General features: G+C 35.1%; 12 protein-coding genes and 1 pseudogene. 5 read left to right on the top strand and 8 right to left on the bottom strand.

What is annotated here, in order from left to right:
- Positions 1-135: 135 nt before the first annotated feature.
- The 5 genes from GKZ86_RS05245 (at position 136) to GKZ86_RS05225 (ending at position 6,302) form a co-directional block, all read left to right on the top strand.
- Positions 136-570, top strand: a complete 435-nt coding sequence (locus GKZ86_RS05245) for a DUF1810 domain-containing protein (RefSeq protein ID WP_154782056.1) — start codon at positions 136-138, stop codon at positions 568-570.
- Positions 571-737: 167 nt separating this feature from the next.
- Positions 738-2,219, top strand: coding sequence for an ankyrin repeat domain-containing protein (locus GKZ86_RS05240; RefSeq protein WP_154782055.1), 1,482 nt, complete (start codon positions 738-740; stop codon positions 2,217-2,219).
- Between the two features lie 10 nt (positions 2,220-2,229).
- Positions 2,230-2,709, top strand: coding sequence for a DUF2271 domain-containing protein (locus tag GKZ86_RS05235; RefSeq protein ID WP_154782054.1), 480 nt, complete (start codon positions 2,230-2,232; stop codon positions 2,707-2,709).
- Positions 2,710-2,714: 5 nt separating this feature from the next.
- Positions 2,715-4,913 (top strand): PepSY domain-containing protein, encoded by a 2,199-nt coding sequence (locus GKZ86_RS05230; RefSeq protein ID WP_154782053.1) that lies wholly within the window; start codon positions 2,715-2,717, stop codon positions 4,911-4,913.
- A gap of 372 nt (positions 4,914-5,285) precedes the next feature.
- The gene (locus tag GKZ86_RS05225; protein ID WP_154782052.1) at positions 5,286-6,302 is read left to right on the top strand and encodes an FAD:protein FMN transferase; all 1,017 of its coding nucleotides are present in this window, start codon (positions 5,286-5,288) and stop codon (positions 6,300-6,302) included.
- A 112-nt stretch (positions 6,303-6,414) separates the two neighbouring features.
- Here the strand turns inward: GKZ86_RS05225 and GKZ86_RS05220 are convergent, their stop codons facing one another.
- From GKZ86_RS05220 to GKZ86_RS05185, 8 genes and pseudogenes are all read right to left on the bottom strand, one after another.
- Positions 6,415-7,659 carry a response regulator gene (locus tag GKZ86_RS05220; protein ID WP_154782051.1) on the bottom strand — a complete coding sequence of 415 codons (1,245 nt, stop codon included), beginning with the start codon at positions 7,657-7,659 and terminating at the stop codon, positions 6,415-6,417.
- An 11-nt stretch (positions 7,660-7,670) separates the two neighbouring features.
- On the bottom strand, positions 7,671-13,946 hold the full coding sequence (locus GKZ86_RS05215) for a HAMP domain-containing protein (protein ID WP_154782050.1): 6,276 nt from the start codon (positions 13,944-13,946) through the stop codon (positions 7,671-7,673).
- Positions 13,947-14,024: 78 nt separating this feature from the next.
- Positions 14,025-14,456 (bottom strand): response regulator, encoded by a 432-nt coding sequence (locus GKZ86_RS05210; protein ID WP_154782049.1) that lies wholly within the window; start codon positions 14,454-14,456, stop codon positions 14,025-14,027.
- A gap of 3 nt (positions 14,457-14,459) precedes the next feature.
- Positions 14,460-15,890, bottom strand: a complete 1,431-nt coding sequence (locus GKZ86_RS05205) for an ATP-binding protein (protein ID WP_154782048.1) — start codon at positions 15,888-15,890, stop codon at positions 14,460-14,462.
- 127 nt (positions 15,891-16,017) lie between these two features.
- On the bottom strand, positions 16,018-16,410 hold the full coding sequence (locus tag GKZ86_RS05200; protein WP_154782047.1) for a response regulator: 393 nt from the start codon (positions 16,408-16,410) through the stop codon (positions 16,018-16,020).
- Between the two features lie 261 nt (positions 16,411-16,671).
- Positions 16,672-17,118 (bottom strand): annotated as a pseudogene (locus GKZ86_RS05195) (IS1595 family transposase); the annotation flags it as partial.
- 444 nt (positions 17,119-17,562) lie between these two features.
- Complete coding sequence (locus GKZ86_RS05190; protein ID WP_154782046.1) at positions 17,563-17,940, bottom strand: hypothetical protein; 378 nt, start codon at positions 17,938-17,940, stop codon at positions 17,563-17,565.
- Positions 17,941-18,173: 233 nt separating this feature from the next.
- On the bottom strand, positions 18,174-19,637 hold the full coding sequence (locus GKZ86_RS05185) for a glycosyltransferase family 2 protein (RefSeq protein ID WP_154782045.1): 1,464 nt from the start codon (positions 19,635-19,637) through the stop codon (positions 18,174-18,176).
- Between the last annotated feature and the right edge of the window lie 214 nt (positions 19,638-19,851).

The following is a 19,851-nucleotide window of genomic DNA, read 5'->3' as shown; positions in this document are numbered from 1 at the left end:
GCAAACAAATAGGATTTTTTTTACACCCTTAAAATAAGCAAAAAAAAATCTATATATAAAGGTTTGATAATGTAAATCACAATAATTTTTGATTAGTTTTACGACCGAATTACCCCGATAAATATCCAAAATAGAATGGCTTACAATACAAATAATTTGGTTAGATTTTTAGATGCCCAAAATAAATTATACTTAGTTGCTCTTTCTGAAATTAAAAAAGGAAAAAAAGAATCGCCCTGGATGTGGTTCATTTTTCCACAAATAAAAGGATTGGGTTCGAGTGATACTTCAAAGTTTTATGAAATTCAAAATGCTGACGAAGCAATAGCATATCTGGAACACCCTATTTTAGGGAAACATCTTATTGAAATTACAAAAGAGCTTATCAATACTAATGAAAGAAGCGCTTTGGAAATTCTTGGTTTAAGTGATGCCGAAAAATTAAAATCGAGCATGACACTCTTTGCAAGCATTCAAAATACAGAACCCGTTTTTCAGGAAATAATCAATAAATATTTTGATGGAGGTTTAGATTTTCATACGATACAATTGTTATACGGCAATTTGTAAACCTGATTACCAACGCCTTAAATCTTCCTGAGCTTAAAAAAGTAAAAAATAATCATAACTGGTGTTTATTATTTGGAAATATTCTAAATAAGCAATAACTTTCGGCCTCGAAATCTCGTAGCAGAACGTTTCGTTAAATCAATACCACATTCGTATATATCGAAATTATGAAAAAAATACTTTTTACAGCATTGCTTTCGGCTTCTCTGTTTGTTAATGCTCAACAAAACAAACTTTTAGATGCCAGTTTTTGGAAAACATCTCCAGATTTAACCACCGTAAAATCTGAAATTGAAAAAGGAAATAATCCTGCAGAAGCCAATATTTTTGCCTTTGATCCAACCTCTTTAGCGATCAATAACAGTGCTTCTAATGAAGTCGTTAAGTATTTGGTCGATCTTCCAGGCAATGGCGTTAAAAAAACCACACATGACGCCCGTACCTATTTGCATTGGGCTGCTTATAAAGGAAATACCGAATTGGTAGAATTTCTTATAGCAAAAGGTTCTGATATTAATTTTGAAGACAGCCACGGCACTACTCCAATTGTATTTGCTGCCGGATCCGGAACTACGAATCCTGCAACTTATGATGCTTTTTTTAAAGCAGGAATCGATCCGAAGAAAAAATATGCAGACGGAACAAACCTACTTTTACTTGCAATTCCTAATGATAAAGACCTTACAGTTACCAATTATCTTGTATCAAAAGGTTTATCGCTAAATGACGTTGATAATAATGGCAATACGGCTTTTAACTATGCAGCAAGATCAGGAAATATCGATTTATTAAAATCGCTTGCTGCAAAAGGAGTAAAATATACAGACAATGCTATTTTAATTGCTGCTCAGGGAATGCGTCGCAATACTGCACCAATTGAAGTCTATAAATATTTAGTTGATGATTTAAAATTAAAACCTACGGTAACTTCTCCTAGCGGACAAACTGTACTTCATGTTTTGGCACGCAAGGAAAAACAAACCGAAATCGTAAAGTATTTTATCGATAAAGGTGTAGATGTTAATAAAGCTGATAAAGACGGAAATACTGCTTTTATATTAGCAGCAGAAGGAAAAGATCTTGATTTACTGCAAACGTTATTACCAAAAGTTAAAAATATCAATGCTGTAAATGCAAAAGGAGAATCTGCGCTAACGCAAGCCGTAAAAGGAAGTTCGGTTGAAGTTATAACATTACTTTTAAGTAAAGGAGCTGATATAAACATCAAAGATAAAAACGGAAATAATCTTGCTTTTTATCTTGTAGATTCTTTTAGAACTGCTGGAGAAGCACCACAAAAAGATGATTTTACCGATAAATTGAATCTTTTAAAAAGTAAAGGAATAAATTTTGCTACGCCGCAAAAAGATGGCAACACGGTTTTGCATACCGCTGTAATTAAGAATAATATAGGTCTTCTTAAAAAACTGGAAGGACTTAATGTTGATATCAACGCCAAGAATAAAGAAAGTTTAACGGCATTGCATAAAGCGGCAATGGTTGCCAAAAATGATGCAGTTTTAAAATATTTAATAGAATTGGGCGCTAAAAAAGACATCAAAACAGAGTTTGATGAAACTGCCTATGATTTGGCAAAAGAAAATGAAGTTCTGAAAAAGAATAATACATCGGTTGAGTTTTTAAAGTAAACAATTATACATGAAATCATTATCTAAAATCTGTCTTATGACAGCATTTGCATGCCTTTTCTCGTTTCAGGCATCTGCACAAACTGAAAAATACAAATGCCTTTTGCAAATGTCCAATTACGTTGGCGAAGGCGCTTATATAGTAGTATCACTTATTAACCCTAAAGGAGAATACGAAGAAACATTGTCTGTAATGGGCGATGATAAAAAATGGTACAAAAGCATTAAGGAATGGTATAAATTCTATGCTAAAAAGCCGGATATCAGTGCAAAAACAGGAGCTTCTGTAACCGGAGGCGATCGTAGCGTAACAACATTTGAAATTGACGCTTCTAAAATTAATAAAGGTTACAAATTACGTTTTGAAACGGCTGTAGAAGATCAAAAATACCACGTAACTGATGCCGAAATACTGTTGACTACAGAAGGAATTGCAGAAAAAGCAGAAGGAAAAGGATACATTAGATATGTAAAAATCAACAAGATCTAACACGCATGACATTATCCGTTTGGAGATACGCGCATTTAACTTTGGCTGTATTTTCTTCTCTGTTTCTTGTCATGGCATCCGTTACAGGAATTGTACTTGCCGTAGATGCTGCACAGGAGAAAACACAGCCTTATAGCGTTACTAATTTTAATGATTTAACTGTTGCTCAGGTAATTCCCGCTTTGCAGAAGAAGTACTTAGAAATCAGCGAAATCAATATCAATCATAATAAATTTACCACGCTTAAAGGGCTGGATGAAGACAGCAACGATATTGATGCCTACATAAATCCTCAAACAGGAAAAATATTAGGTAAACCCGAAAAGAAAAGCGAGTTTATACAATGGATAACTTCACTTCATCGTTCGTTATTTTTGCATGAAACCGGGCGTTTTATTATTGGAGTCAATTCGTTTTTACTTTTTTTAATCGCCATTTCCGGTATTGCATTGGTTTTACAAAGACAGAAAGGCTTTCGCCGATTTTTCTCTAAAATCGTTAAAGACAGTTTTACACAATATTATCATGTTGTTTTAGGAAGGCTTATGCTTATTCCTATTTTTATTATTGCACTTTCAGGAACTTATCTTTCGTTGTTACGCTTTAAGGTTTTTACCGAAAAACCGGTTCAGGCAAAGGAAATTAAATTTGATGCAAAAGCAAAAAAACAAGATATCGCCAATTTTGAAATTTTCAAAAACACAAAACTTGCTGATGTTCAAAAAATAGAATTTCCTTTTGATCCTGAAGATCCTGAAGAGGTTTTTATTCTTAAACTTACAGACCGCGAATTGCAGGTAAATCAGCTTACAGGACAAATTTTAAGCGATGCTCCTTACGCTTCAACAGTAATATTCGAAAATCTAAGTCTTGATCTTCATACAGGTCGTGCGAATATGTTTTGGGCGATTTTTTTAGCAATTGCATCAGCGAATATCCTGTTCTTTATTTATTCAGGATTTACGATGACTTTCAAGCGAAAAGAAACGCGAATCAAAAACAAATATAAAGCGAAGGAAAGTCGTTTTATTTTATTGGCCGGATCTGAAAACGGAAGCACCTTTCGTTTTGCAAATGCGATTCATACACAATTACTCAAAAACGGATTTTCTTCTTATTTGGGAGGATTAAATCATTATAAGCAATTTCCGGAAGCAGAACATATTATCATTTTTTCTTCTACACACGGTTTGGGCGATGCGCCTTCAAACGGAGGGAAATTTTTATCGCTTTTAAATCAATATCAACAGGAAAAAGCGGTGAATGTATCTGTAGTTGGTTTTGGTTCGAAATCGTATCCGGATTTTTGTGGATTTGCGAAACAAGTTAATGCCATTTTAGAAAGTCAAACCTGGACCAAAATGCTTTTGGATTTGCATACGATCGACGATAAATCACCTTTGCAATTTACAGAATGGGTGAAAAACTGGAGTACTAAAACAGGAATTCACCTGAATAGTACGCCAGCATATTATGCACAAAAACCAACAGGTTTGCAAAAAATGAAGGTTCTGGAAAAAACGAAATTATCTGAAACGGATCATACTTTTATGCTGACTTTGAAACCACGAATGCGAACTACATTTACTTCTGGCGATTTGCTGGCTATTTATCCTGCAGGCGACGGCAGAGATCGTTTTTATTCGATAAGCAAAAGCAACGGCAACATACAATTGGTTGTAAAATTGCATGAACATGGTTTGGGTTCGGGTTATTTAAACAAACTTGAAACCGGTGCGATTATTAAAGCAAGAACGATTGAAAATAATGGATTTCATTTTCCTAAAAAAGCTCCTTTAGTTGCCATGATTGCTAACGGAACTGGAATTGCTCCTTTCCTGGGAATGATTGAAGGAAACAAAAACAAAACGGAATGCCATTTGTATTGCGGTTTTAGAAATGAAACGGAAATGATTGGCAAATACAAACAATTTGCTGAAGAACAAATTAATAAACAAAACCTTAAAAGTTTTCATATTGCTTTTTCAAGAGAACAAAATGAATGTTATGTAATGGATTTGATTCAAAAAGATGCCGATTTCTTTGCTAATTTGCTGCAACAAGGTGGAAAAATTATGATTTGTGGTTCGCTGGCGATGCAACAGGATGTAGAAAAGGCTCTTGAGATTATTTGTTCTGATAAAAACAATAGTAATCTTGCTCATTACAAGAAAAACAAACAATTGCTTACGGATTGTTATTAACCAGCGCATAAAATTTTAAATATTAGCCACAGATTAAAGGATTTAAACGATTTTATTTCACGCAGATTCTGCAGATTAGAGCAAATTATAGCAGATTTAATTAAAAATGCTTGCAAATAAATCTGCTTGTATCAGCTTAAATCTTTTAAATCTGCGTGAAAAAATTAAAATGCATTTTTTGAGAATGTCAATTTTGCATTAACCTAGTTTAAAATGAACGCTGATGACACAGATTTACTTCGTAAAAACGCGGATAAAACGGATTTTTTACTCGTTTGGCATAACTAAAAAATCCGTATTATCCGTGTCTTCGCTTTAGCGAATCCGTATAATCCGTGTTCTATATTTGTGCTTTATCTATTATAAATAATTATGAAAAGTAAATATATTTCATATTTGAAATCCTTCACAACCCTTTTTTTATTGGGATGTTGTTTTATCTCGAATGCACAGGTTTTGCGTAAAAGAACTACAATGTTGATGGGAGGCCGTTTCGATATTTCTATTGTTGCAAACGATTCTTTAACGGCAGAAAATTCGATTAATGAAGTTATTGCCGAAATTACGAGAATTGAAAACCTGATTTCGGATTGGAAATCAACTTCTCAGGTTTCAGAAGTGAACAGGAATGCGGGAATTGCGCCTGTAAAAGTAGATCGCGAAGTTTTTGAGTTAACGCAAAGGGCGCTTCATTTTTCTAAAATTACCAACGGCAGTTTTGATGTAAGCTTTGCTGCGATGGATAGAATCTGGAAATTTGATGGTTCGATGACGGTTATGCCAACGCCGGAAGCAATTAAAGCATCGGTTGCAAAAGTGGGGTATCAAAATATTATATTGGATAGTGTTCAATCTACAATCTTTTTAAAATTAAAAGGAATGAAAATTGGTTTTGGAGCTTTGGGCGAAGGTTATGCAACAAACAAATGCCGGGATTTAATGCTTTCTAAAGGGATAAAAGCGGGAATTGTAAATGCTTCGGGAGATATGACGACTTGGGGAACGCAGCCTAATGGTAAAGACTGGAATATCGGAATGACAAATCCTTTTGATACCAATAAACTTTTTGCAATTGTGCCGCTAAAAAACGGTGCAGTAACAACATCTGGAAGTTATGAGAAATTTGTTGTTTTAGACGGAAAACGTTATTCTCACATTATAAATCCTGCAACGGGATATCCTTCTACAGGACTTTGCAGTGTGAGTGTTTTTGGTCCGAATGCTGAAATGGCAAACGGTTTTAGTACTTCTATAATGGTTTTAGGAAAAAAAGCGGGACTCGAATTAATTAATAAATATCCTGAATACAGCTGCGTTATGATTACGGATAACGGTAAAATAATAAAATCGAAAAACTTTAACATTGCTAAGTTTCATCCTAAAATCTAAGTAAGTCGAAAGTTTAAAAGTCGTAAAGTCAAAAGTCTTACATCATTTTAAAACCATTATTAATCTTACTCATTTATCTAATTTTAAAATACAACTATATCTCAATTATTATTTAAGCTGCTGTGTGTGGTATATAAATATTAAATTTTGCACCATTATTAGGTTCACCGGTTGCAGAAATAAGACCGTTATGGTTTTCTACAATTTTCTTTACAATGGCAAGCCCAATTCCGGTTCCTTCATAGACATCTTTGCTGTGCAATTTTTGGAAAACGCCAAAGATTTTTTCATTGTGCTGCGCATCAAATCCTATTCCGTTATCGCCAAAACAAATGTGGCAATATTTTGTATTTGGAGACAATTTTTCATTTTCCAGTTCAGATCCAAGTCCAATACGGCTTGTGATTTCGATTTGCAAAGGCACATCTTCTCTCGCAAATTTTATCGCGTTATGAATTAAATTCTCCATCAACTGAATAAACTGAAAAGGGATAATATTAGCAGAACCGTGCAAATGGGTAATAATTGTTGCCTTTTTTTCTGTTATATTTTCATGCAATGCTTCTTGTACATCGGCTATAATAGCATTAAGATCTATATTCTCGAAACTGCGATCTACAATGGTCGTGCGCGAAAAAGCAAGTAAACTATTGATAAGTTCCCTCATTCTGTTGGTCGAATAAAGAATTCTGCCAAACTTCGATTTTCCATCTTCAGATAAATTCGCCGCTTCATTAGAAAGTATCAGATTCGTAAAAGTCTGAATTTTTCTTAAAGGTTCCTGAAGATCATGACTTGAAATGTACGTAAACGCATCAAGTTCCATGTTTTTCTTTTTCAGTTCTTCGGCATGTTTTTCTATTGCGGCGTATTGTGCTTCAAGTTTGGTATTGGCTTTTAAAATCATTTCATTTAATGCCCTGGCTTCTTCTTCCTTAACACGCAATTCCTGATTTTTCTTAAATAATTCGGTAAAAACCATAACCTTCGCCTGCAAAATTTCAGGAGATAACGGTTTAATCATATAATCTACTGCACCGGATTGATATCCTTTAAAAATATATTCGGTCGTATTCATGTTTGCGGTCAGAAAAATGATCGGAACATGTTTGAGTTTTTCACTCTGACGAATTAATTCGGCTGTTTCAAAACCATCCATCAATGGCATTTGTACATCCATTAAAATGATTGCAAAATCCTGATTTTTCAAGAGAATTCGCAAGGCATCTTTTCCGGAAGATGCCTCGACAAATTTATATCCTCTATCGGCCAGGATAACCTGTAATGAAAGCAGATTTTCTTTCTTGTCATCTACAATCAAAATTTTGATCGGATTATCTGCAATTATACTTTTCATCGGATATCTGATTATTTAAGCCACACACGCATTAACGTGGATAATTGTTCAACATTTACAGGTTTTGTCATATAATCTGAAGCGCCGGATTCTATACAGCGCTGTCTGTCGCCTTTCATCGCTTTTGCCGTTACAGCAATAATAGTAAGATCTTTATGTTCAGGATCTTTTCTGATGTTTTTCATTGTTTCGTAACCATCCATTTCCGGCATCATAATATCCATCAAAACAATATCTATAGCTTTATCTTCATTAAGAATATCAATTGCTTCCTGTCCGCTTTCTGCACTAATAACATCAAGTCCATAGCGTTCTAATGCTGTTGTTAAAGCAAATAAATTTCGAACATCATCATCTACCAAAAGCACTTTTTTGCCTTGTAATACATCTTCTTTCAAATAGAAAGATTCGATTCTTTCTCGCATTTCTTCCGGTAATTCCTTATGAACGCGGTGCATAAATAAAGCCGTCTGGTCTACAAGTTCATCAATAGAATCAATGCTTTTTAAAATAATACTGTGGGCAAATCTGTTTAATTTAGCTCTTTGCTGTTTGGTAACATCTCCTGCTGAATGTATTATAATCGCGGTTTCCTGCCCTGCAATATTGTTTTCTAAATCACTAATAAGATCCAGACCATCTGCATCCGGTAAAACCAAATCTAAGATAATACAATCAAATGATTTTTCTCTAATTAAAGTTACTGCTTCTTTGGCTGTTTTTGCACTTAAAACTTCAATATCTTTTCCGCTTACAGCTTCAAGTATTCTGTTTAAATCCAGTTCATTATCATCTACAACTAACAAGTTTTTGATTTTCTTGTTTTTAAAATCATGAATATCATTAAAAAGATTGGTCAGCGAATCATTTTTTACAGGTTTAAGAAGAAAGTTTCTTGCGCCACGTTTAAGGCCTTTGTTTCGTTCATCTTCACCTGAAATTATATAAACCGGAATATGGCGTAAATTAAAATCTGTTTTTAATCGGTCAAGGATTTTCCAGCCGCTGGTGTCCGGCATATTAAGATCCATCGTAATAGCATGCGGGTGAAACTGATTTATAAAATCAATAACATCGTTCCCTTTTGTAGTAACGATAGCTTTAATTCCGTTATTGTGTGCCTGATCTAACATTATTTTTGCAAACGTAAGATTATCTTCTGCAATCAATAAAACCTTATCATTTGGTTTAATGTCAGTCCTGTCATCACCAACCTCATCAACAAAGAACAAATCAATATCAGATCTGTTGAATTTTTCTGATGGCAATGATTTAATTCGGCCTTTTAAGTCTGAATCTTCATCAACAGTAATATTTTCTATTTCAGCAATATGAACATATTTCAGCGGAAGGAATAAGGTAAATTTACTTCCCACATTCGTTTCACTTTCAAGTTCAATACTTCCGCCTAATAAATCAGAAAGTCCACGGCTAATCGATAATCCTAAACCTGTACCGCCGTATTTACGCGACGTTGAACCTTCGGCTTGTTGAAAAGCTTCAAATATGATGTTTTGTTTTTCTTTAGAAATACCAATTCCCGTATCTGAAATTTCAAAAGCAACGACCGCTTCTGCGTTTTCAAGACTAATATTACTGGTTTTCCAATTGTTATTGGCTTTGTATATTTTAAGTTTAACTTCTCCTTTTTCAGTAAATTTAAACGAATTCGAAAGCAGGTTTTTCAAAATCTGATTCAATCGCTGTGAATCTGTTTCTATTAATTCAGGAAGATTTTCATCCATTGAAATATTAAATCGAAGATGTTTCGCTTCAGAAATCGGGTCGAAAGTAGAAGCCACAAATCGGCTAATTTCATCAAAACTAATCGGATTGTAATCCACAGAAATATATCCTGATTCAATTTTAGACAAGTCAAGAATATCGTTAATCAGCTGAATAAGGTCATCTCCGCATGAATTGATCGTTTTAGCAAATTGAATTTGTTTTTCAGATAAATTTCCGTCACGATTGGCAATTAATTCATTCGCTAAAATCTGCAAACTGTTCAACGGCGTTCTTAGCTCATGCGACATGTTCGCCAGGAATTCCGATTTATATTTGGATGTAAGCGTTAACTGATCGGCTTTTTCTTCTAATGCTTTTCTTGCAACCTCAACCTCTTGGTTTTTAAGCTCTACTTCTTCTTTTTGATTCGCTAATAAGAATGCTTTTTCTTCCAGTTCCTCATTCGTATTTTTCAATACTTCCTGTTGGCTTTTAAGCTCTCCGGCCAATGATTGCGATTGTACCAATAATTCTTCGGTTCTTGAATTCGATTCGATCGTATTTAATACAATACCTATACTTTCTGTTAATCCTTCAAGGAAATCCAAGTGCGTTTCGCTAAAAGTATCCAAAGATGCCAATTCTATAACCGCTTTTAATTGCCCTTCAAAAAGTACGGGTAAAATAATAACGTCTTTAGGTTTGGCGTCTCCAAGTCCTGAATTAATTTTGATATAATCTTTTGGAACATTGCTCAGAATAATTCTTTCTTTTTCGACTGCAACCTGACCAATAAGTCCTTCTCCCATTGCATATTGCGTTGGAGAATTTTTTCTTTTTATGTATGCGTATGAAGCAATAAGATTCAATTTTGAATCATCAAAATTCTCATCTTCCTGCAGAATATAAAACAATCCGTGTTGTGCGGTTACAACGGTAGCTAACTCCGAAAGGATTTTTTTGGTAACAGAATTTAATTCTTTTTGCCCTTGAAGCATTTGGGTAAATTTCGCTAAATTCGATTTCAGCCAGTCTTGTTCCTGATTACGCAACGTTGTTGCCTTAAGGTTCGAAATCATCTGGTTAATCGTATCTTTTAACGCCTCAACCTCACCTTTTGCTTCAACACCAATTGTTCGTGTTAAATCTCCTTGTGTTACCGCAGAAGCCACCTCAGAAATTGCACGTACCTGCGTGGTAAGATTCGCCGCAAGCTGATTTACGTTTTCTGTTAAGTTTTTCCACGTTCCGGATGCTCCCGGTACGTTTGCCTGACCTCCCAGTTTTCCTTCTGCTCCAACCTCACGGGCAACCGTAGTTACCTGATCTGAGAAGGTTGCCAATGTATCAATCATTTCGTTGATGGTATCGGTAAGTTGTGCCACTTCTCCTTTGGCATCAATCGATAGTTTTTGTTTTAAGTTTCCTTTTGCTACCGATGTTACAACCTTTGCAATTCCACGTACTTGCGACGTTAAATTCGAAGCCATCAAGTTAACGGAGTCTGTTAAATCTTTCCAGGTTCCTGCAACCCCTTTTACTTCAGATTGTCCTCCCAGTTTTCCTTCGGTACCAACTTCACGCGCCACACGGGTTACCTCTGATGCAAACGAATTCAGCTGTTCCACCATCGTATTAAAGGTGTTTTTCAAATCCAAAATCTCCCCTTTTACGTCAACCGTAATTGGTTTCGAAAGGTCGCCATTTGCTACGGCTTTGGTTACCTCGGCAATATTACGTACCTGATCCGTTAAGTTCGATGCCATCTGGTTCACAGAATCCGTTAAATCTTTCCACGTTCCTGCAACTCCCGGTACAAAGGCTTGTCCTCCCAGTTTTCCGTCAGTACCAACCTCACGCGCCACACGAGTTACCTCTGATGCAAAGGCACGCAGCTGATCCACCATGGTATTTACGGTTTCTTTTAATTGAAGAATCTCTCCACGAACGTCGGCTGTAATTTTTTTCGACATATCTCCGTTGGCAACGGCAATCGTAACCTCGGCAATATTACGTACCTGCGTGGTTAAGTTACCCGCCATCTGGTTAACAGAGTCTGTTAAATCCTTCCACGTTCCGGCAACTCCGGGTACATTTGCCTGACCTCCCAGTTTTCCTTCGGTACCAACTTCACGCGCCACACGAGTTACCTCTGATGCAAACTCACGAAGCTGATCTACCATCGTATTCAGGGTTTCTTTCAATTGAAGAATTTCTCCACGAACGTCAACGGTAATTTTTCGGGACATATCTCCGTTTGCAACGGCAATTGCCACATCGGCAATATTACGTACCTGAGCGGTTAAGTTACCCGCCATTTGATTCACGGAATCTGTTAAATCTTTCCAGGTTCCTGCAACTCCCGGCACATTCGCCTGTCCTCCAAGTTTTCCTTCTGTTCCTACCTCACGTGAAACCCTTGTTACCTCCGAAGCAAAGCCTCGAAGCTGATCTACCATGGTATTAATGGTATTTTTAAGTTCGAGGATTTCTCCTTTTACGTCTACGGTAATTTGTAATGATAAATCTCCTTTTGCTACGGCTGTGGTTACCTCGGCGATATTACGTACCTGACCCGTAAGATTCGATGCCATTTGGTTCACGGAATCTGTTAAATCTTTCCAGGTTCCACCAACACCTTCTACCTGCGCTTGTCCTCCAAGTTTTCCTTCGGTACCAACCTCACGCGCCACACGCGTTACTTCCGAGGCAAATGAGTTCAGCTGTCCCACCATCGTATTAATGGTGTTTTTAAGCTCTAGGATCTCTCCTTTTGTATCTACGGTAATCTGGCGTGATAAATCTCCTTTTGCTACGGCTGTGGTTACCTCTGCAATGTTACGTACTTGTCCGGTTAAGTTCGATGCCATTTGGTTAACGGAATCTGTTAAATCTTTCCAGGTTCCTCCAACTCCTTTTACTTTGGCCTGACCTCCCAGTTTTCCTTCGGTTCCTACCTCAAGTGCCACACGCGTAACCTCAGATGAAAACGAGTTCAGCTGATCTACCATCGTATTAATGGTTTTCTTCAGCTCCAGAATTTCTCCTTCGGCTACAGCTGTAATTTTTTTAGAAAGGTCGCCATTTGCTACGGCGGTTGTTACCTCGGCAATATTACGTACCTGACCCGTTAGGTTTGATGCCATCTGGTTAACGGAATCGGTTAAATCTTTCCAGGTTCCCCCAACTCCTTTTACTTTGGCCTGACCTCCCAGTTTTCCTTCTGAACCTACCTCACGCGCAACACGAGTTACCTCGGCACCAAAGGAGTTCAGCTGATCCACCATCGTATTAATGGTATTTTTAAGTTCCAGAATTTCTCCCGCAACGTTTACTGTAATTTTTTTAGATAAATCTCCTTTTGCTACAGCGGTTGTTACCTCGGCAATATTACGTACCTGACCGGTTAAGTTCGATGCCATTTGGTTTACGGAATCGGTCAAATCTTTCCAAACTCCACCAACACCTCTTACTTTGGCCTGACCTCCCAGTTTTCCTTCTGAACCTACCTCTACCGCCACACGCGTAACCTCAGATGAAAATGAATTCAGCTGATCCACCATGGTATTAATAGTATTTTTAAGTTCAAGGATTTCTCCTTTTACGTCTACAGTAATTTTTTTAGAAAGATCTCCTTTTGCCACGGCGGTTGTTACATCAGCAATATTACGTACCTGACCGGTTAAGTTCGATGCCATTTGGTTAACGGAATCTGTTAAATCTTTCCAGGTTCCCCCAACTCCTTTTACCTGCGCTTGTCCGCCCAGTTTTCCTTCGGTTCCTACCTCTCTCGCTACACGGGTTACCTCAGATGAAAACGAGTTCAGCTGATCTACCATCGTATTAATGGTATTTTTAAGTTCAAGGATTTCTCCTTTTACGTCTACGGTAATTTTTTTAGATAAATCTCCTTTTGCTACGGCGGTTGTTACATCGGCAATATTACGTACCTGACCCGTTAAGTTACTCGCCATTTTATTTACAGAATCGGTCAAATCTTTCCAAACACCACCAACTCCTCTTACTTTTGCCTGACCTCCCAGTTTTCCTTCGGTACCAACCTCACGCGCCACACGCGTTACCTCCATCGAGAATAAATTCAGCTGTTTTACCATTCCGTTTACCTCTTTTGCAATTCTAAGAAATTCTCCCTGAAGCGGGTTTCCTTCAATAGAAAGCGGCATTTCCTGAGATAAATTTCCTTTTGCTACGGATGTAATTACGTGTGCAATTTCGATGGTTGGATGCACCAGATCTGAAATCAGTGTATTTACAGAGTCGACGCAGGAACTCCACGATCCTCTTGCTCCGTCTAATGCTACTCTATTGGTTAGTTTTCCTTGTTTACCAATACTTTTTCCAACCTTTTGAAATTCAAAAACCATTCTTTCGTTCAGGTCGATGATTTCATTCAAAGTATCGCAAATAGACCGTTTAATCCCGCTTTGATCTGTTGGAAAACGCTGGGTAAAATTCCCGTTTTTGACTTTTACCAAAATCTTTAAAAATTCAGCATCTGTCAAAACAGATTCTTCGAACTCTTCATGTGCTTTTTTCATAATTCTTTATAGAATGAATTAAAAATCTTTATGTTTTTTTCTGTTATTTTCAAATCAAACAACAGTAATCTTTATGTTCTAAATATTTTCGTCGAGCAAAATTTTCCTTAAATGAAATTGCACAAAAGCATCCATAGAATCTGATCTTTTGGTGTTATCATTGTAGTTTAAAGGCTTTATGATGTATCCTGAAATTCCTAATTTTTCTGCTACTGACCTGTCATTTCCTTCTGATGAAGTTGTCATTATAAAAACTTTCAAATCTTTTAATTTTTCATCTTCCCGAAGCACTTTCAAAAATTCAATTCCGTTCATTCTCGGCATATTAATATCCAGCAGAATTACCATCGGATTTAATTTTAGTTCGGTATCTCTTAGCATTTTTAAAGCTTCAATTCCGTTATATGCGGAAAAAAGCTCGTATTCTATCTCCAATTTTTTTAATGACCGCTCTACACTTATAATATCGAGTTCATCATCTTCTACTAGTAAAATGGCTGGTTTTTTCATAATTTAACTATTTCTCCACGTAAAAATAAATTCTGCACCTTCGCCCACTTTCGAAATTACAATAATATCTTCTTGTTGATCATCAATAATTTTCTTTACAATAGCGAGTCCAACTCCGGTACTTTCCTGTTCATTTTGTTCTCTCAGCGTCTGGAATATTTCGAATATTTTTTTGTGATATTCTCCAGCAATTCCAATTCCGTTATCTTTTACAGAAAATTCATAATGCTTATAAAATTTCCTGCAGCTAATCTCAATTTTTCCGTTTTCCTGTGGTGTATATTTTACGGCGTTGCTAATTAAATTAGCAAATACCTGTTCAAGTTTGATTCTTTCTGTAAATAATTCCGGTAAATCAGCAATTTCAAGTGTGAAGTTTCTCGGAACAATCGAATCTGCAATTTCGCGAACCAAAGTATTTGTATTAATAAGCTCTGGCGGAACATTTATATTCAGTCTTGCATAATCTAACAAACCATTAATCAAAGCTTCCATTCTTTTGGTTTTTTGAGGAATGATGTTCAGGTATCTTTTTAACTCCGGCGAAAGCTCATTATCAAGATCTTCTTCAATCCACGTAATTACGTTGTGAATGCCGCGTATAGGCGCTTTAAGGTCATGAGAAACGACGTAAGCAAATTTATTGAGTTCAGCATTTCTGCTTTTAAGTTCGCGGATATTCTTGTCTAATTTACTGGACATACTGTTTAATGATGATGCCAATGCCGTCAATTCATCATTTCTGGTATCTTCAATACTGGTAAATTTTCCTTTTGAAATATTTTCGGCCAGACGAACCATCGAAGAAATTCGTTTGGTTGTAATGAGCATTATATAAATGGTACTAATTACACCAACAATAATGGTTAAGGTCAGGAAAATAAGTGAGAAAGTGCGGGTATATTTAAGCGAAGTAAGCAGCATCGCACTATGATGTTTTCTTCTTTTGTATTCTATTCGGTCAAATCTGGTAAACTTTCTGGCGATATCATCGTTTATCTTTTTGCCAACATGTTTTCTTAAGGTAATTTGTAATGAATTTGCATCTCTTTTTCTGGATTCGATCAATTGTTCTGAATATTTCAGCCAATCGTTATGAAGTAATTCGATTGAATCTAATATGGTACGCTGTGTATTATGATCTCCTATTTGTTTTTTTTGAACTTTAAATAAATACGGAACGTTTTTGAGACCTTGAAAATAAGAATCTAAAAAAACTTTATCATCTGTGAGCAAATAACCTCTAAAGGCACTTTGCATCCCGATAATCGCTTTATGGGTTTTGTTTGAATTCCGAATGATTTCTTCTGATCTTGCCAGGAAATGCGAATTAAGCTGCACTTTTTTCGACATCATATAATTCGTATATGAGTCTGCAACGGAGAGCAAAATTATCAATGTAAATGCTAAAAGGATTTGGGTAGATAATTTCATTGTTGGGAATTAAGCATACATAAGACTATGGGATATTTATTTTTTAATAAAAATATAAAAAAAATAAATTCAAAATTCCCGAAAGTTTAAAGTTATTATACTTCATCTCAAAAAATTATTCAGTAACTTAAACATGTTTTACTTCAGATGCATATTGCTTTAGTATGTTTTTTAATTCATTAAAGTTATTGGGTTTCGAAATATAATCGTGTGCTCCAAGCGACTTAGCTTCCTTGATAATATCGTCAAGTTGTGAAGTAGAAAAAATAATAATGGGAATTTGTTGTAGTATATCCTGTTTTTTTATTTCGGATAAAAGTTCAAGGCCAGACATGATTGGCATATTAAGATCCAGAAAAATAACATCCGGTTCGATCTCTTGTCTGATTAACTTATGATAAGCTTCTACAGGATCATTGATTGATGTGTAATGCGAAGTCGAAACCGCACTGAGTGCTTCCATAAACAATTCGCAATCGTCCGAATCATCGTCGATCTGCAGAAAATTTTTATATGTCATTGGTCGTATTATATTTTTAGAGATAAGTCTGAAAAATGTTATTTTCAAATTTAATTTCTCTATTTTGTTTTTGCTGTAATTTTAGATCTCACTCTGTAAAATTTTATGATGTCAGATAAGACATTATTTATAAATTAACACTAAATCTATTTTCTTTCCTATCAAATGTAATAATTTAATTATTAACAATAGCTACTAACTATTAATTATAATTTTGCATCAAATTTCTTTATAGAACAATTCTTTAATTCCCTGTTAATTTTTCTTTTTTGAAAACGTAAGCTTTTCTATTTCGTTTAAAAACTCAGGATCGAATTCTGAATATGCCCGAAGTTTGTATTTTTCATCCCTTTTACGCATAACGAAATTTATTTTCTGAACCATTAACCAGATTGGTTCATAGCGTTTGTGTCCTAATAAATATTGTATTTGAAGTGCCGAGAATTTTCTCTTGGATAATGTCATTAATTCAATACAAATCATCCAGTACTTTATTGGCAAATTTGAATTCTCCATTACGGTTCCTGAACGAAGGCTCATTCGGTTACCGCATTTTTTACATTGAAATTTTAAATCAACCTTTCTAAAAGAATGTACATTGTGCTGGCATTTTTTACAGACTAAATTATTCTCAAGACGTTTGTTCTTAAATTCTTCAATACAAGTTTCTTCGTCCGGATATTTTTCGAAAAACGCACGTAATTCCATTGCTGCACTTTATGTTTACGGAATAAATATAGGATAAATATTTATAGATCTTTATAACATATTGTCATAATATATTACGTCCCAATGGTTGAAGTCATTGGCTATACTTGTAATCATTATAAACATATCCCGCAGTTTAAACTGCGAGAGACGGATTATGATAATATATTGTGATAATATTGCGTCCCAATGGTTGAAACCATTGGCAATGTTTTCAATCATTATAAATATAGCCCGCAGTTTCAACTGCGGGAGACGGATTATGACAACATATAGTGATAATATTGCGTTCCAATGGTTAAAACCATTGGTTATGTTTGCAATCATAATAAACATAGCCCGCAGTTTAAACTATGGGAGACGGATATGAATCGTGAAAATAAAGAAACAAAAAAAAGGGAATACACAATTTGAATATTCCCTTTGAATTACGAAAAAGTACAGTTATAATTTTTCGGCAATCTCTTTTTTATATTTATTAAGAATAGATTTTGTCATTCCTAAATTTGCTTTAGTAGAATCTACTGCTAAGTAAATAAAATAATCTCCGTTATCAGAAACATCAAGAATATGAATTTGAGATGTAAGCGTGATCATAACATTATCTACTACTTGCCCTTGTAAATTCAATGCTTTTATAGCGTTCATTTTAGCTTTTACAACTTCAAGGTTAAATGCAGATGCCAATTCAGGATCAAAATCAGATACAACAGATTGTGAGTAATATGACATTCCGCTTTTGATTTCAGCTACAGAAACTGCGATAAAGCCAGGAACATTTTTTTGAAGATCTTCTCCAAATTGTTTTAAAAAATCAGACATAGGTATTTTAGTTTTATTGGGTATTTATAATCGTTTCTTAAGGATTTAAGGCAAAAATATAGATATCCTACTAGTTAATTATCCGCAATACGTACCTTAACTTATTTTTTTTCTCAAATAATAACATATTCAGTCTCAATCCTTCAAGTACATAAAAAAACTCCTACTTTATGGGCAGGAGTCTTTCAAACAAATAACAGATTCTAATTTAAAGTAGTAAATATTTATGGTAATTAATTTTGTTTCGTTTCAGCTAAACCTCGGGTTAACCAACCTCTTTTATTTGCGGTTGCAATAGCGTATGGCGTAATCCAGAATAAACTAAAAGTATAAAAAACACTATATGAATAAGCCCAAAGAGAATCTTTCAGATTATATCTTTTAGCATAAAATATAACTGGGAAAGTTGATATTATTAATATACTCGCAAGTGTTGAACTAAAAAATAATAACGGATGTGTTGCAATAAAAATGAACATGAAGATCAAAAACGGATATGACATCATCATTTTTAGCGATTGGTTGATAAGCAATAATCTTGAACCAAATTTAGAACCTTCTCTAAAATCTGTAAAAACAAATTTTGCCATTGCAATGTTTTCACGAACATTACTTCTCGCCCATCTAATGAACATTTTATACAAACCTGTATATTCTTCAGGAACGTTTGTTAAAACAGTAGCATTTCTTTGAAACAATACATGTTGTCCTTGTTTTAAAATCATATTGGTCATCGCGCGATCTTCACCAATATCAGATGGCTGTCCCATAAAAGTCTGGTTGATCCATTCGTCAAGACATGCAAATACTGCCGTTTTACGATAAGCCGCCGCAGCGCCCGGAGTACATAATACAGAACCTAACATGCTTTCTGCAGAGCGCATAAACTCAAAACTCATTACGAAACTTACGTTTAGCATTTTTGGAAGTACAGCTTTCTTATTATTCAAAACCTGAACGTTTCCTGCAACAGCTCCACAGTTTTCATTTGTTACAAACGGAGTAACTAAATTACGTAAGGTATCTTTTTTTACGATAGAATCACTATCTACGGTTACAAAAATATCTCCCGTACCAAGTTCAAATCCACGGTGTAGTGCGTGACGCTTTCCTTTGTTTTCTGGTTGTTGAAAAATCGTTAAACGATCTCCTAATTTTATTTTTGCTTGTTGCATCCAATACCATGTATCGTCTTTACTTCCGTCATCAATAGCTAATAATTGCATTTTGTGTTCCGGAAAATCACTATCTGCCAAGCTTATTAGAGTATCCCAAACTAATTTTCCTTCGTTGTATGCAGGAACAATTACGGTACAAGTTGGTAATAACTCATCTGAAACAGATTCGATAGGTTTGTAACGAAGATATAAATAGGCGTTATATAAAAATGATGCGGTTTGAAAAAAGAACAACACCATTGTGAAAATAAGAAATGGATAACCCCAAGTCGAATTTATTCTGTCTAATTGAAATTGGTCAAAATCCGGTTGTAATTGATATACTAAAAAAGCACCCATTATCATTAAGGCAAATGTACCGGCCAGTACAAAAGATCCAAATGGATTTGATTTTTTTGCAATATTATTGTTTGGTTTGTCGTTATCTATACGAAAGATGGAATTGTTTAAAGAATGTTCGGCATTTATTACTTCACTTGAAGAATAAAATTGTTTTGAGATGATTGTTTCGCTTTCCATATTTTGTATTTATTTTATCTAATGGCTCTTACTTAAAAACGGTTTCTTTTGTTATTATTGAATTTGTATACAGAAACACACTTTTTCATTAAGCAACCAACATGCCATTATCTTTTTCAACTGGAATTGAGCGTTTTACCTGATTTTATCAAAATTTTATGTGTATAATTTTTACCCATTTGGTATACAGTATACACATAAAGTGCAAAAAATT

The sequence above is a fragment of the Flavobacterium sp. LC2016-13 genome, from assembly GCF_009707955.1.
Taxonomy (GTDB): Bacteria; Bacteroidota; Bacteroidia; order Flavobacteriales; family Flavobacteriaceae; genus Flavobacterium.
Note: the sequence above shows the minus strand (reverse complement) of the source record. Positions and strands in the feature narration are given on the sequence as shown.